This is a genomic window from Pedobacter sp. JY14-1 (assembly GCF_029269825.1).
Classification (GTDB): Bacteria; Bacteroidota; Bacteroidia; order Sphingobacteriales; family Sphingobacteriaceae; genus Pedobacter.
Genome location: NZ_JARJHU010000005.1, coordinates 105,938 through 121,019, shown reverse-complemented (window position 1 = coordinate 121,019; position 15,082 = coordinate 105,938). Strand labels below are relative to the sequence as shown.

The 15,082-nt window shown below is 48.9% G+C and carries 14 protein-coding genes and 1 riboswitch; of the genes, 7 read left to right on the top strand and 7 right to left on the bottom strand.

The genetic code is table 11. The annotated features are described in order from the left end of the window. Positions 1-10 precede the first annotated feature (10 nt). The 5 genes from P2W84_RS10980 to P2W84_RS10960 form a co-directional block, all read right to left on the bottom strand. Positions 11-820 carry a hydroxymethylpyrimidine/phosphomethylpyrimidine kinase gene (locus P2W84_RS10980; protein ID WP_276090184.1) on the bottom strand — a complete coding sequence of 270 codons (810 nt, stop codon included), beginning with the start codon at positions 818-820 and terminating at the stop codon, positions 11-13. Beyond that, positions 795-1,421 (bottom strand): thiamine phosphate synthase, encoded by a 627-nt coding sequence (locus P2W84_RS10975; RefSeq protein WP_276090183.1) that lies wholly within the window; start codon positions 1,419-1,421, stop codon positions 795-797. Before P2W84_RS10975 ends, P2W84_RS10980 begins: the two co-directional genes overlap by 26 nt. Positions 1,422-1,441: 20 nt before the next feature. Continuing rightward, complete coding sequence (gene thiC / locus P2W84_RS10970) at positions 1,442-3,259, bottom strand: phosphomethylpyrimidine synthase ThiC (protein WP_276090182.1); 1,818 nt, start codon at positions 3,257-3,259, stop codon at positions 1,442-1,444. A 45-nt stretch (positions 3,260-3,304) separates the two neighbouring features. Continuing rightward, positions 3,305-3,508: a sulfur carrier protein ThiS gene (gene thiS / locus P2W84_RS10965; protein ID WP_276090181.1), complete on the bottom strand. Its 204-nt coding sequence runs from the start codon at positions 3,506-3,508 to the stop codon at positions 3,305-3,307. A 92-nt stretch (positions 3,509-3,600) separates the two neighbouring features. Next, a riboswitch (TPP riboswitch) is annotated at positions 3,601-3,689 on the bottom strand. A gap of 60 nt (positions 3,690-3,749) precedes the next feature. Continuing rightward, positions 3,750-4,400, bottom strand: coding sequence for a DUF6266 family protein (locus P2W84_RS10960; RefSeq protein ID WP_276090180.1), 651 nt, complete (start codon positions 4,398-4,400; stop codon positions 3,750-3,752). Between the two features lie 273 nt (positions 4,401-4,673). Here P2W84_RS10960 and P2W84_RS10955 point away from each other — a divergent pair, with 273 nt between their 5' ends. Then, entirely contained in the window at positions 4,674-5,837 is a 1,164-nt protein-coding gene (locus tag P2W84_RS10955) for an MFS transporter (RefSeq protein WP_276090179.1), read from the top strand. Here the strand turns inward: P2W84_RS10955 and P2W84_RS10950 are convergent. After that, positions 5,834-6,220 carry a YtxH domain-containing protein gene (locus tag P2W84_RS10950; RefSeq protein WP_276090178.1) on the bottom strand — a complete coding sequence of 129 codons (387 nt, stop codon included), beginning with the start codon at positions 6,218-6,220 and terminating at the stop codon, positions 5,834-5,836. The two genes, P2W84_RS10955 and P2W84_RS10950, sit on opposite strands and share 4 nt — an antisense overlap. Positions 6,221-6,404: 184 nt before the next feature. On the opposite strand from P2W84_RS10950, the gene P2W84_RS10945 reads away from it, so the two are divergent. Beyond that, positions 6,405-7,571: an MFS transporter gene (locus P2W84_RS10945; RefSeq protein WP_276090177.1), complete on the top strand. Its 1,167-nt coding sequence runs from the start codon at positions 6,405-6,407 to the stop codon at positions 7,569-7,571. Positions 7,572-7,590: 19 nt separating this feature from the next. Here P2W84_RS10945 and P2W84_RS10940 read toward each other — a convergent pair whose 3' ends face one another. Next, positions 7,591-8,073, bottom strand: a complete 483-nt coding sequence (locus P2W84_RS10940) for a redoxin domain-containing protein (protein ID WP_276090176.1) — start codon at positions 8,071-8,073, stop codon at positions 7,591-7,593. 150 nt (positions 8,074-8,223) lie between these two features. Between P2W84_RS10940 and P2W84_RS10935 the strand changes: the two genes are divergently transcribed. From P2W84_RS10935 to P2W84_RS10915, 5 genes are all read left to right on the top strand, one after another. Continuing rightward, entirely contained in the window at positions 8,224-10,542 is a 2,319-nt protein-coding gene (locus P2W84_RS10935; protein WP_276090175.1) for a c-type cytochrome, read from the top strand. Between the two features lie 3 nt (positions 10,543-10,545). Continuing rightward, complete coding sequence (gene rpiB, locus P2W84_RS10930; RefSeq protein WP_276090174.1) at positions 10,546-10,995, top strand: ribose 5-phosphate isomerase B; 450 nt, start codon at positions 10,546-10,548, stop codon at positions 10,993-10,995. A gap of 650 nt (positions 10,996-11,645) precedes the next feature. Further along, a complete protein-coding gene (locus tag P2W84_RS10925) occupies positions 11,646-12,284 on the top strand; it encodes an outer membrane beta-barrel protein (protein ID WP_276090173.1) in 639 nt (212 codons plus the stop codon). Positions 12,285-12,312: 28 nt separating this feature from the next. Continuing rightward, positions 12,313-13,680 (top strand): PhoH family protein, encoded by a 1,368-nt coding sequence (locus P2W84_RS10920; RefSeq protein ID WP_276090172.1) that lies wholly within the window; start codon positions 12,313-12,315, stop codon positions 13,678-13,680. Further along, complete coding sequence (locus tag P2W84_RS10915) at positions 13,681-15,036, top strand: hypothetical protein (protein WP_276090171.1); 1,356 nt, start codon at positions 13,681-13,683, stop codon at positions 15,034-15,036. Positions 15,037-15,082 lie beyond the last annotated feature (46 nt).

Genomic DNA, 15,082 nt, shown 5'->3' with positions numbered 1-15,082 from the left:
ATTATCTATTTTATGAGTGATATCCCAGTAGCGTTTCGTTACTTTTTAAAAAAGCTTCCGTATAGGATTTTGCCAGTCTGCAAGCCGTCGGCAGGTCCTGCCCCAGTGCCAGGTTTGCCGTCACAGCGGCAGAAAGCACACAGCCGGAGCCGTGTTTTTCATAAATATTTCCACGCACCGGGCGAAGCTCGATGACTTCACAGGTCTGCCCGCCAGATAAGTAGAGGTAGTCTGTTCCAGGTTCGGATGGATGATGTCCGCCTTTTAACAGTACCGGACAATATTGTGCCCAATCCCGCGCCGTATCCTGTGCCTTAGTCTCTCTGTTTCCCATAACTGTCATTTCCTCAAAATTCGGGCAGATGAGTTCGAGCTTTTCCAATACGCGGCGAAGCCTGGAAAGACCATCATTCCAGTTGTGAAAGCTGAAACCTGCACTTGCCTTCAGCACAGGGTCAAAGACGATCCGGATACCAGGCATGCTGCTTTTCAGATAACTTACGACTTCCAGCAGAACTTCTTCGTCCCTGATCAGACCGACTTTAGCCGCAACCAGGTTAAACTTCCTGATCAATGGTTCCAGTTCCCCGATGATCCTGGCAGCCGAGCGCCATTCACAGGAAAGAAATTCCATGTCATTCTGAACCGTCATCGCAGTACATATGGCAAAGCCATATACATGATGCTGCTCAAAGCATTTCACATCTGCCAGAACGCCGGCGCCTGCGCTGGGATCGAAGCCTGCCAGACTGAGTACGCAGGGGCGTCGCCGAGCTCTTGCAAAAGGGCTCAGGTCACCTGTAGTCTGTTGCCGCTTCATTCCATATCAGATTTCTTATCATCCTATAATTTTCAACAGCCTGCTCCGGCTTACTCCATACCGCACCGAGCAAGGCCAAACCATCGAAGCCCATTTCAGCAATGTGCAGTGCGTTACAGAGGCCAATGCCTCCGACGGCAATTACCTTTGTGTTTTCTGGTTTCTGACGGTATTCATCCAGCGCTGCAGTAAGCTGGGCCGGTCGGTACCTCGCGTTATGGCCAGGTTTTGACAGGCTGTCAAACACGGGCCCGAAAAACGTATAATTGAAACCGTGAAGCACATTTAAGACATCCGGGTCATGTACAGACGTACTTCGTATTGTTCCATCCGGATACGCCCGCATACGCGGTTCTGATCTCATCTGTTCGGGATAATGCAGTCTGCGAACTCCAAATTCAGCAGCCAGCTCGTGATGCTGATGAAGTGCGATCCTGTCGTACCAGGCGACATCTATACCTGCGATGAGTGCTGCATATTTTTTCCGTCCCATACCCGGCTTCCGCAGGTGAAATACCTCCAGTCCGGCCTCAAACAGTTTATTGATCAGCCTGGATTCTTCTGGCAAAGGTTGCGGGCCGGCGATGACGTACAATTCCATTTTAATGCTGCCTATCCTTCTTACAAATATATTTCGCTTCCTTTATCTGTAAACTCCCTGGCCTTGTCAGACATGCCCTGTTCCAGGGCCTGCTGCTCATCAAGACCTTGCTGAGCAGCAAATTCACGAACTTCCTGCGTAATTTTCATGGAGCAGAAATTGGGCCCGCACATGGAACAGAAATGTGCGATCTTGGCACCTTCCGCCGGTAGAGTCTCATCATGGAATTCCCGGGCAGTATCCGGGTCCAGTGATAAATTGAACTGATCTTCCCATCTGAACTCAAACCTCGCCTTACTCAAGGCGTCATCACGGTGCCGGGCACCCGGATGCCCCTTTGCCAGATCCGCGGCATGGGCAGCTATCTTATAGGTGATTACCCCGTCCTTTACATCCTTTTTATTAGGTAGACCCAGGTGCTCTTTAGGGGTCACATAGCACAGCATGGCCGTGCCGTACCAGCCGATCATCGCCGCGCCGATCGCTGAGGTAATGTGGTCATAACCTGGCGCGATATCTGTAGTCAGCGGCCCAAGCGTGTAAAAAGGAGCTCCGCCGCAATGCTCGAGCTGCTTGTCCATATTTTCCCTGATCAGGTGCATCGGCACGTGGCCGGGACCTTCTATGATCGTCTGCACCTCATGCTTCCAGGCAACCCGGGTCAGCTCACCCAGTGTTTCAAGTTCAGCAAACTGAGCCGCATCGTTGGCATCGGCAATGCATCCCGGGCGCAGGCCGTCACCCAGCGAGAAAGAGACGTCATAAGCCTTCATGATCTCGCAGATCTCCTCGAAATGTGTATACAGGAAATTTTCCTGGTGATGTGCCAGGCACCATTTGGCCATAATTGAACCTCCGCGTGAAACAATACCGGTTATTCGTTTGGTTGTCATTGGAATATATCTGAGCAAGACACCCGCATGAATCGTAAAGTAATCTACACCTTGCTCTGCCTGTTCGATCAGTGTATCCCTGAAGATCTCCCAGCTCAGGTCTTCGGCCTTTCCGTTTACTTTTTCCAGGGCCTGATAGATCGGTACAGTGCCAACAGGTACTGGTGAATTCCTGACAATCCATTCCCGCGTTTCATGGATATTTTTCCCTGTGGAGAGATCCATAATCGTATCTGCACCCCATCTGCAGGCCCAGACCGCTTTTTCCACTTCTTCTTCAATGGAAGAGGTCACTGCAGAATTCCCTATATTGGCATTCACCTTTACCAGGAAGCTACGTCCGATGATCATGGGTTCCAGCTCCGGGTGGTTAATATTGCAGGGAATCACCGCACGGCCTGCGGCCACTTCCTGCCGCACAAATTCCGGCGTAATGTAGCCTTTAGAATCTTCCGGAAACCCGGACCTCTGGTTTTCACGTATTGCGATATACTCCATTTCCGGCGTGATGATGCCCTTCCTTGCATAGTGCAACTGGGAAACATTGTGGCCATGTATTGCCCGGTAAGGCCTTGAAGTAAATGAAAAACGCAGTTGCTCCAGTCTCTCGTCCGACAGCCGTTGCCGGCCATATACTGAAGAGATGCATTCTAGCTGTTCCACATCCTTACGGTCGGTTATCCATTTTTCACGGAGCCGGGGAAGTCCTTTGCGGATATCGATAGTAAGTTCAGGATCAGTGTAAGGTCCGCTGGTATCATAAACAGTCACCGGAGCGTTGGGCTCCGTTAACCCGAAACCATGGTGTACCCTGGTGTCTCCGAGGCTGATCTCACGCATCGCTACAGAGACATCATGTATCTGTCCTTTCACATAGATCTTACGTGAAGCCGGGAAGGGCTTCCGGCTGATCAGCTGTTCATCGGGGATTTTTTCTGTTTTCATCTGCTTAAATTTTCTATGGTTATCATTAGTTACCTTATCGTACGATCAGCCGCCCTGGGTAGCCTTGATGAGCATCACCTGGTCGCCCTGTTTCAGCATATGGTCTGTCCAAATGGTCCTGGGCACAATGTTCTGGTTTACCGCTACGGCGATGCCCTTTGGCGTTTCACCAAGTACGGCCGCAAGCATTCCGGCTACCGAGCAGGCAGTCTCAAGATGATATTTTTGTTGATTTACAGTTACTTCCATTTCTTGTGGTTTTTGATACATGCCGGAGCAGGTTCCTGGTCAAAAAATCAGTAAAACTGTAGGGATACCCATTACGGGCAGAAAAGACAGCAGTATTTGCTTCTACTTTTCCCTTCGGCGGTACTAACCGCATCAGGTTCAAAGGGTATTTCTCAGCACAATGGCACCCCTAAAGTTTTTGTAAAGCTAGCCTTAATTTTTGAAAATGCAAATCCGGTGCAGTAACTGCCGGTTTGTGCGGTTACAATTCAATTCTGCCCAGGTAGCGGCTGTCAGATACCTCTTCCCTGTCATTGGAAATAAAGGCGATATAGGCTTCCAGGTAAGTTTCCCTGTTCCCCATTTCCAGATACAGGTTAAGACTGTCCTGTCCGTTCGCACGGCGGGCGCTGCCTGGCATCATGGCTACACGCTTTGTTTCGGGAAAATAAGCCAGCAGCATAGCCTGGTCCGTTAAGCGGGGATAAGCTATAGTTGGTTGGTTCTGCCAGGTATAGTACAGGATACCTGAATCCATACTCACGGTTATGTTTTCGCCTAACGGCAGCTGGCCATCACTTAGCCTTACCTTAGCGTAGTCAATGCTGAGATCAGGGTATTCGCCCGTTATGATTGCCTTCAGGTTGGCGGACATCGCTTCGTTATTCGGTGTACGGCCAGGTGTTTTCCTGGATTTGGGCTTAAAGCCAACATTGGTAAAGCTATTTACCGCAGTGACAAATTCATTCACCAGGTTAAAGGCTTTCTGTACTGCCAGTTGTTTTTGGGTTGAAGGTTTACTGCGGGGACGAGAGGCGGACCGGATCACCGGTACACCCAAACGTGTATAGCTGACCGTCCCGCAAAGCTTTCCAGTGATAGGGCCATAGACGCCATTTTTCATTCTTGCCATTTTTTAAGAATTTTAACAGGTAATCTTTCCAGCCTTTCGCTGTGCCAGGTTTGTCGGCGCCCCCACGCTTCAGATGTACCATTGAAAATGGTACTGCGTGGTTATACAAAGGTAGGTTAAATGTGGTTCAAAATGAAACCCATGTGTGTTTTCTATGCCTGTAACCGAAGAGAACCCGTAGAAAATCCGTAAAGAGACCGGTCGGAAAGGGATCAGAACAACTTGGAAAGCCACAGGCATAATGCGTACATTTGCTGCCTCGTTTACCGGTTTATGATCTCTAATAACAAACACCGTTTCTTTCTTAGCCTGTTCTTCTTTATCTCCGGCTTCAGTTTCTCTACATGGGCGTCGCGCATCCCGACCATCAAGACCGCCTTTGGTTTTAACGAGGCTGAACTCGGGACTATTTTGCTGGCCATGCCTGTGGGCTCGCTGATCGGATTACCCATTTCAGGCTGGCTGGTCTCCAAATATAACAGCAGGGTACCCCTGAGTGCAGGATACGGACTGAACGGGCTTTCGCTGGCCCTGATCGGTATTGCACACAATACGTTCACCCTGGTGGTAGCCATTACCTTGTTTGCCTTTACCACCAGAGTATTCAACATCTCTGTAAATACCCAGGCATTGACCCTGCAAAAGCGTTTTGATAACAAGATCATCGGATCATTTCATGGTTTTTGGAGTATAGGAGGGATAGCGGGTATTGCCTTATCCACATTATTACTGTCATTAAACGTAGACCTTCAGGTTCATTTTGGTGCCGTTGCCTTGCTGATGGTACTGGTTACCGTTTATTCTTACCGGTATCTGCTTAAGGGCGACCGGTCTGAGACCGGTAACAAGCTCAATCTGAAAAAACCGGACCCTTATATTTTTTATCTGGGGATTGTGGTTTTTCTGTGTGCAATATGTGAGGGCGGGATGTTTGACTGGAGTGGTATTTATTTTCAGGAGATCATCAAAGCTGACATCTTTACCTATGGGTACCTGATATTTATGACCTTTATGGCTACTTCCAGGTTTTTGTCTGATCTCATTATCGGGCGCTTTGGAATGCCCAGGACCTATATCATGAGTGCCATCTGTATCGTATCGGGAATTACAATGGCTGTAGGTTTTCCCACATTCTGGACAGCTATGGCTGGTTTTTCCCTGGTGGGTTTCGGCACGGCCTCCATTATCCCGATGTCCTATGCGCTGGCGGGTGCATCAAAAAAATACTCTCCAGGCATGGCAATTTCCATTATCGCCACGTATTCGATCACAGGAATGCTGCTGGGGCCGCCAATGATCGGATACCTGGCCCATGCCTTCAGCCTGAGAGTATCTTTTGTAATTTTCGCGGTATGTGGTCTGTTGCTGATCCCGATCACCAGGATGTTCTTCAGTCACCAGGCCAGTCTTTCCGCTGACCCGAAAACCCGGGCCTAGGCGCCGGTATAGCCTGGATCTTCGCCACCCTGACTGCCTTTGCTCAGCTCCGCATCTCTGAATTCCCTGAATTCCTCAGATACAGCCTGTGCTTTATGCTTTACCTTGTCCACAACCTGACCTTTAAGCTCTTTCAGGCTTTCACGTCCGTTGCTCAACGTATCCTTCATCGAATGATAACCGTCCTTAACGTTATCGGCAAAGTCCAGCGCCTTGTCAGTAATCTTTTCCCTGGTTCTTTTGCCACTGTCCGGGGCAAACAATACACCCAATACTGCGCCTACAGCCAGGCCTGCCAGCAGGCCGACTACTGCTGCAGTCTTGTCTCCGGAATGACCGGGAAGTTCGGCTATGCCTTTTCTGATTAGTTTTCTGTAATTCATCTGTTTATTTTTTTGTTTTTCATAAGTCAGGTAGCATTATGAATGCATAAGCACCTGTACCAGAAGTTAGTAACATATACCGTACCAATATGTTTACTGAACATCATTTTTGCTGTTTCTTATTGTTTACTGGCATATAAATTGCCTATTTTTGTTTAGTGTAAAAAATACACTAACTAAGCGTATGAAAAAAAGTTTGCTCACGCTGACACTTGGGGGACTGGGTATTGGTATTACGGAATTTGTAATGATGGGGTTATTGCCCGATATTGCCAAAGACCTGGGAATTTCTATACCTCAGGCAGGCCACCTGATCTCTGCTTATGCATTGGGTGTAGTGATCGGGGCACCACTACTGGTGCTGATTGCAGGAAGTTATCCACCCAAGAAGATATTGATTGCGCTGATGCTGCTATTTACCGGGTTCAATGCATTGTCTGCTTTTTCACCTAACTATACCATGATGTTTATTGCGCGTCTGCTGGCGGGGTTGCCGCATGGCGCCTTTTTTGGAGTGGGTTCCGTGGTGGCCAGCCGTATTGCCGACAAAGGCAAAGAGGCTCAATCCGTATCGATGATGTTTGCGGGACTGACCATAGCCAATATTCTTGGCGTACCGCTGGGTACTTATATTGGTCATCATTTCTCCTGGAGATATACTTTTGTGATCATTGTACTGGTCGGTCTGGTGACCCTGCTCAGCCTGAAGGCCTGGATGCCTGCATTGCCGGCCGCTAAAGAAAGTGACAGTGGCAAACAACTTAGTTTCTTCAAAATGACCGAGTCCTGGATACTGATCCTGATGATTGCAATAGGAACAGGTGGTCTGTTTGCCTGGTATAGTTATATTGCGCCGTTGCTGACCGAAGTTTCGGGTTTCCGGGCTGAGGATATTACCTATGTCCTGGTGGTGGCCGGTGCAGGTATGATGGTTGGGAATTTTATCGGGGGCAGGCTGGCCGATCGTTTTTCACCTGCCAGGGCAACCTTGTCGCTGCTGCTGACCATGTCGGTCGTGTTGCTGATCGTACACTATGTTTCCGGTAGCCAGGTCATGTCGCTGGTGATGACGTTTGTCACCGGTGCTGTTGCCTTTGCTGCGGCATCGCCAATACAGATGCTGATGATCAATACCGCTAAAGGATCTGAAATGCTGGCCGCTTCTGTAAGCCAGGCCAGTTTCAATATCGGAAACGCGCTGGGTGCCTTTCTCGGGGGATTGCCCTTACTGTCCGGATATGACTATACCTGGCCGGTTGCCGTAGGTGCGGTAATGGCACTGGTGGGGGCTTCTTTTGCCTGGATGCTGATCGCAAGGGGTAAAAGGGCGGGCAGGCTTGTGCTTTCCTAGACGATCCGTCCCGGGTACTTTATTTCATCAGCGTTACAAACTTTCCGGCGTCCTTTTCATTACTGGAAAAGAATACAAGTTTCTTGTCTGTACCGAACAGATACAGGGCAGGATATTGTCTTGGGTGGAATAGCGGTACAAAGATCTTGTCCTTATCACGGAGTATGGTAACATTTTTAAGGGCTGTCAGCGGCTTTGCAAATTTATTGACGTAATAATCAATGGACTGAGGCTCATCCTGGGTAACCAGGTAAATATTGGCACCCGTCAGTTCCTTTGTCCTTTTGGAAAAATGGGCGCCTACACGCTGGCAGTGCTCGCAAGTGGCATCAAAGAACATCAGCAGGGCCTTTTTCCCGGACGGTATCTGCTCGGTAGAAAATGCGGTACCGTCTGTCTTATAGAATACGGCTTTAGGTAACGAAGTGCCGGGCTCGAGTCCCTGAGCTTTGCTGAATGTATAGGCAACGACCAGTAAAAGGGTAAGGAAAAGATGTTTCATGTCTAGTGTGTGATGTCAGATCAGGCAAATATCAAAAAAAAAATTTACTACAAGGTTGTAGTAACAAGACTGATATGAAAAGCAGGTACGATTATTGGATTTAGTTTCTAGCTTTGTTTCAGCACAAACAACCAGATCGGAATACCAGGTATGAAACGTTATTACTATGCAGCACTCTTCTCAGCTGTATTTATCCTGTATCAGTGTCAGAGCTATAAAAAGGCAGGAAGCCAGACGGCTCCGTCGCGTATGCAAACTACAAACTTCAACAGCTCGCCCGTGGTCCCTGCAGACCAGAGCATCGCGAAAATGCAGGTAGAGGAGGGGTTCGATGTACAATTGATCGCCTCCGAGCCACTGGTCACGACACCTGTTGCCATGAGCTTCGACCGCAGGGGCAGGATGTGGGTCATTGAGATGAACGGATATATGCCCGATACGCTGGGCACCGGTGAAGATCAGCCAAATGGCAGGATCGTGGTCCTTGAGGATAAGAACGGTGACGGTGTTGCCGATACCCGAAAAACAGTGATCGATTCGCTTGTCCTCCCCAGAGCCATCTGCCTGATTGAAAACGGAATTCTGGTTGCGGAGCCACCCAATCTCTGGTTTTATGAGCTTAAGGGCGATAAGCCTGTAAAAAGAACCCTCGTGGATCCCAAATATGCCACAGAGGGAAATGTGGAGCACCAGCCAAATGGTTTATTAAGGGCATTGGACAACTGGATCTATAATGCGAAATCGGCCAAACGCTACCGCAAACAAGGCAGTGAATGGCTGATTGACAATACACATTTCAGAGGACAGTGGGGCATCAGCCAGGATAACTATGGGCGCCTGTATTACAATGATAATTCTTCCAATGTCCAGGGCGATTATTTTAGTCCTGGCTTTGGGGCAACCAATAAAAACCAGCGCGGAGTGGCGGGTTATTATGAACGTACTGTTGCGGACAACCATACTTATCCGATCCGGCCCACGCCTGGTGTAAACAGGGGGTATATGCAGGGAACGCTGGATGACAGCCTTCGCCTGGCGAATTTTACGGCAGCATGTTCGCCGTTGATCTACCGCGGGGCTTTATTCGGGCCTTCCTATGATTTCAATGCCTTTGTAGCTGAGCCTTCAGGGAACCTCATCAAGCGTAATATACTTAAGGAGTCTGGGTATGTTGTTAAAGGTGAGCAAGCCTATAAGAAAAAGGAATTCCTGGCGAGCACAGATGAAAGGTTCAGACCGGTGAGCCTTTGCAACGGGCCGGACGGTGCATTGTATATTGTGGATATGTACCGTGGCATTATCCAGCATAAGACTTACGTGACCCCTTATCTTGCGGGCCAGATCAAGGCAAGGAACCTGACGCTGCCACTCAACTGCGGAAGGATCTATAAGGTCGTACCAAAGGGGAAGAAAGTACAGCCTGTGCTGATCCCTGATGATGCAGACAGGCTGGTCGTCCTGCTGGGAAATCCAAACGGATATGTCAGGGATATGGCGCAACAGGCCCTTATCGACGGAAAAATGAAATTGGCAGTACCTCAGCTGAAGCGTATTCTGGCTGGTGCGTCGCTGCCGTTGGCCAATCCATTGCAGGTTATTCATGCCCTTTGGGTACTGGAAGGTCTCAGGGCTCTGGAGACCAACGAAGTCCTTGCCCTGCTGAAACATGCCGATCCCCACATCAGGGCGCAGGCATTATCGGTCATTCCCTCGGTGCTTAACGTGTCCTCGGCGGCCGCTTACAGAGATGCGCTTGAAAAAATGGCTGAAGACAATGATGAGTCGACTGCGCCTTACCTGGCCTATGTTGCCTATGACCTCAGGCCATTTGACGAAAAGTCTGTCAATGCCTTGCTGCTTACACTGGCACGCAGGTATCCCGATAACGGCTTTATAGCCGACGCCATAATCAGCAACCTTGCCTACAGGGAGGAGTCCTTTATGGATTTGGTCTCTGTTTCAGTGCCTGATACTTCAAAACGTATTTATAAGCAACTGAAGAAAGTCATCGCCACTTTCAGGAATACACAAAAGAACCGCAATCCGGAAGCGCTGGCCCTGCAGTATCCCAGGGGCGCTGCGTTGTTCCGTACGGTATGTCAGACCTGCCATGGCGCAGATGGTAATGGAGTCACCTCTCTGGCACCGCCGCTGAACAAATCCCAGTGGGTTACCGGTGACAAAACCAAACTCGTCTCCATTGTGTTGTTTGGTCTGACGGGGCCTGTCAATGTCAATGGCCATGTGTACCAGACGCCGGAGGTATCGGGAGATATGCCAGGTATTGCCCACTCGGATGAGATCAGTGATACGGATATTGCCCAGCTGCTCAGTTTTGTCAGGCAGTCCTGGCAGAATGACGCCGGGCAAATAACGCAGAAAGAGGTAACCGCCGTAAGGGAAAAGCTGAAAGGCAGGCAAGGTGCATTTACGGTGAAAGAACTGGAAAATACAAAACAGATTAGATAGTATATGAAAGTAGTGATCGGCTCAGACCATGCAGGGTTTAAATACAAAGGCATTATTATAGAAATGCTGTTGCAGCAGGACTATGAAGTTTTGGATACAGGCGCTTTTGATGAACAGCCATCTGATTACCCAGACCAGGCTGCCAATGTGGCCAGGGCACTGCTGAGCGGGGCGGGGCAGAGGGGTATACTGATCTGTGGCAGCTCCGTTGGCGTCAGTATTGCGGCCAATAAGTTTAAGGGTATCAGGGCAGGAGTATGCCATGACACCTATTCGGCACACCAGGCTGTTGAACATGATGATGTGAATATCCTCTGTATCGGCGAACGTGTGCTGGGTATCGAACTGGCTAAGGAAATTGTGACAGCCTTTCTGAAAGCGAAGTTTACCGGTGAAGATCGCCATCTCAGGCGCTTGGCGAAAATTTCGGCACTGGAAGATAACCGTGGCTGATGCTGAATCAGCCTTGTATCAATTGTATTCCCATGAGGATCAGCAATGCGATTACGCAAACCACAAGAGAATTGACGGAGGGGAGCTTATTGAATATTTTTGAAGTCATTTTTTAATGTTTTGAGATTACCTGCTTAAAAATGGAACCAGGTCGTCTACGACCCGGCCCCACCATCTAAATTAACGCTCTGTAAATAAAACGGGAGATACAGGCTATACGCTACAGACGGGCGAAAAATGTTCATAACTTGTTGGTAAAGTGAATTTCAAGGTTAATAACTTGTTTATAAGTTATTTACGATTTTCCTTGCAAGAAGGCAAGATGTCCGTATATTAGTATTGTCAATCAGCAAGTACTTTGAAAGCCTGAAATAACCGGAAGAACACCAGCTTAAGGGCAAAGGGTTCAGGTTTTTCAAAAGACCGGCACAGCCGGATCAAAAAAGGCATGATCAAAAGCTTCAGGAAGGTCCTACGGGACGAACCAGAGGTGATCATAAAGATACAGACGCTATTGACTGCACTGTAAACCGCTACGGTGGTGTGCAGGAGAAAAAACGGAGCTGCCAAATCGCAAGAAGAGGGGCTCCGTTTTTGTTTTCGCTAAAAATCTGCTACATTGACGTCTTTATAGACCGATAAACACATCAATGAAAAAAACATTACTCACTTTAATTTCGGTACTTGCCGCCAGCTATACGTTTGGCCAGACACAGGGAACCAGTGCGGTTGGACTGGGTGTTGCGTTCAACAATGCGAAGAATGATTCACAGACGCCTACCGGTGCGGTTACCCAGCAGGTAAAAAATCAATTGTATTCAATTGGCTATGGTTATTTTTTCAGGGACAACCAGAAATTAGGGTTGGATCTGATTTACAGCCGTAATGAAAGTACGAGTACCAGCACGACGCTCAACAACACGACTAATGGATATGGTGCAAATCTGCATTATCAGCGTTATTACCCGCTTGTCGGTAAGCTCTATGCCTATGCGGGCGGAAACCTTGGTTATTCCCTGGCTAAACTGACCTATGACGATCCGAACAACCTGAACGAAGTGCGCAATGAGAATTACAGCATAGGTGCTCATGGTGGTCTTGCCTGGTTTATCAGCAGGCGCTGGGCACTTGAGGCCAACCTGCTATCGCTCAATGCGGGTTATAAACAGGTAGACCAGACCGACGGGGCTACACCGGGAAGTATTTATAAAAGCAGGCAGACCAGCTTTAACCTGGAAACCGATGGGGTTATCAACAACCTCGGCTTCAAGGTCTACCTGATGTTCTGAGAATTAACTAAAAACACCCACGTGTATAATGGCTAAGCACGTCAGACAACCGGCCCGTCAGCAACAAAAGATATTTGTCCTGGATACCTCGGTGATCCTTTATGACCACAATGCATTCCGCAATTTCCAGGAACACGATGTGGCAGTACCGATACAGGTACTGGAGGAGCTCGATAATATGAAGAACGGTAATGAGACCAGGAATGCTGAGGCAAGAAGCTTCATCAGGCTTATGGACAAGATGTCGGGTGACCATTTGCTCAATGAATGGGTTTCCTTAAATGGCATTGGCGGCACTGTCGCCAGACGTGGTAATTTTAAGGTCATCCTGGACAGGCATCCGTTTGAGGCAGATGCTGAAGCGATCTTCGGTGCAGGAAAATTTGATCACCGTATCCTTAACGCCGCACTGAGTCTTAAAGAAGAATTTCCAGAAAAGAAGGTAGTTCTGGTGTCCAAGGATATCTGCCTGAGACTGAAGGCCAAATCGCTAAGCCTCCATGCGGAGGATTATGAGACTGGGAAGGTAAAGAATCTGGATGAGCTTTATACCGGGAAAAGCACGGTCTCCGGGTTACCTGCTCAACTGCTGGACCAGCTTAAGACAGAAGGGAGTGTTCCTGCTGTGAACCTGGCCATCTCTCATCCCGGTTCCAATCAGTTTTGTGTCCTGAAGTCTGGCAGAAAAAGTATTACCGCCTGGTACTATGCGCAGTCCTTAAGCCTGCAACGGGTGCGCAGACAGGAGGTTTTTGGTATTGCACCGCGAAATCATGAACAGGAATTTGCAGTTCATGCCTTGTTAAATCCGGATGTAAAACTAGTTACGATACAGGGAAAAGCCGGGACGGGAAAGACATTGCTGGCGCTGGCAAGCGCACTGGAACAGCGGAAGGATTACCGGCAGATTTACGTAACGCGGCCGATCGTTGCATTGAGCAACAAGGATATCGGTTTTCTGCCGGGTGATGTCAAATCGAAGATCGATCCTTATATGGCACCGATATGGGACAACCTCAGGTTCATTAAAGAGCAATATGCCGAGGACCCGAAGATGCAGGCCCGGATCGATGAGTTTGTGAGCACTGAAAAGATCGTGATCGCTCCATTGGCCTACATCAGGGGAAGAACACTGACCAAGATCTTTTTTATTGTGGACGAGGCCCAGAACCTGACGCCACATGAGATCAAGACCATCATCTCTCGCGCAGGGGAAGACACCAAGATCATCTTTACAGGGGATATCTATCAGATCGATACACCTTATCTGGACGCAGAAAGCAACGGCCTGTCTTACCTGATCCAGAATGCAAAAGACCATCCGCTCTATGCTCATATCACGCTGGATAAGGGTGAAAGGAGTGCGCTGGCCAATCTTGCCAATGATTTACTTTAAATGAAGAAAATACTTTTTATCCTATGGATGTCGGTTGCGTTTAACGCAGGCGCCCAGATCAAAACCTATCTCAGCGATGAACGGCCTTTCCGGCCAGATCCTGAAAAGGGTTTTGTTTCCTATTTCAATGAGTGGAACGATTTCCTGCTCTTCAGGCGGATGGAGAATACGGAGCAGATTTTCGGATTGATACTTACAGCCGAAGAGGAGATCGCGCTGACCAGCGACCTGAGGGTAGCTACCCAGGTAGGAGACAATCATTTCACGCTTGCCGGACTGGCCCTTGCGGGAAGGAACCTTACCGCCTTTGTCCAGAGCCACAATATGGTTACCGGCCGTAACGTTATGGCTATGCAGGCCGTAGACAATAAGGGAGGACTGACCTCCGAGGGGATGCTGGTCGGCTATTTTGACTTTAAATCTCCGGACGATCCGGGGATATGGCACATTGCCTCTTCTCCTGACAGAAAACATATCGCACTCATTGCACAGCTGCCTTATGAGGAGGGAAAAGCCCGGATGTTCCGGTACTTTTTTATGAATGAAAACCTGACCATTACGCATAAAGGTGAATTTTCTGCAGGTAAGGGGCAGGGACCACTTCAGCTTAGTCAGTTCCTTCCGTCGGATTCGGGAGAACTTTATCTGATCGCCAGGGGACCGGAAGACAGGCATAACTATCCTGTTGTTTTGAAGGCTTCAGTGCAATCCGGATTATGTTCAGAGGTTCCGCTGACTCCATTGGTAAAGACCGGCTATTGTCAGTCTTACCAGGCGAAGATCAATGCATCCGGGCACCTGATCATCGCCGGTTATGTTACGGAAGAACGCCAGCCGGCACCTGAAGGCCTTCGTTCCGGCAGCTGGTACTATGATGCTTCGGTTTCCCCGGATGTGACTGTAAATACTTTCGCACGGCCAGTTGCCGGGCTTAATGCACATCAGCTGTTGTTCAATGACAATACCTATTTTCTGACAGGGATGTCTGCATCGGGTATCGCGGTGACTGGTTTCAGCTATACCGGCAGCGCTAAATTCGACCGTTTCATTGCCAGGGCGGCACCTGAAGACAAGCTGCTTGCCGGGGTGGCAGCTGGTATCCTGCAACAACAGCTCTGCCTGGTTTATAACACTGTCCCTGGCTTGGGCGGCGCTGAGAAAGGCAGGTCGCTGAACGGGCAGCAGCTGACACTGACCATGATAGATAATGACGGAACCCAAAGTCCAGCAAGTGATTTCACTAAGGAGGCCGGTGAGGGTACTGTCGCGCTGCCGGGATACTTCAGTGCAAGTCCGGAACATATTCTTTTTCCGTTGCGGACAAAAGAAGGCGTCAGGGTGATCACCTTCAGGTAAATGATGATTAAATACAGTTTTGTTAATTTGCAAGTTTAGGTATAGT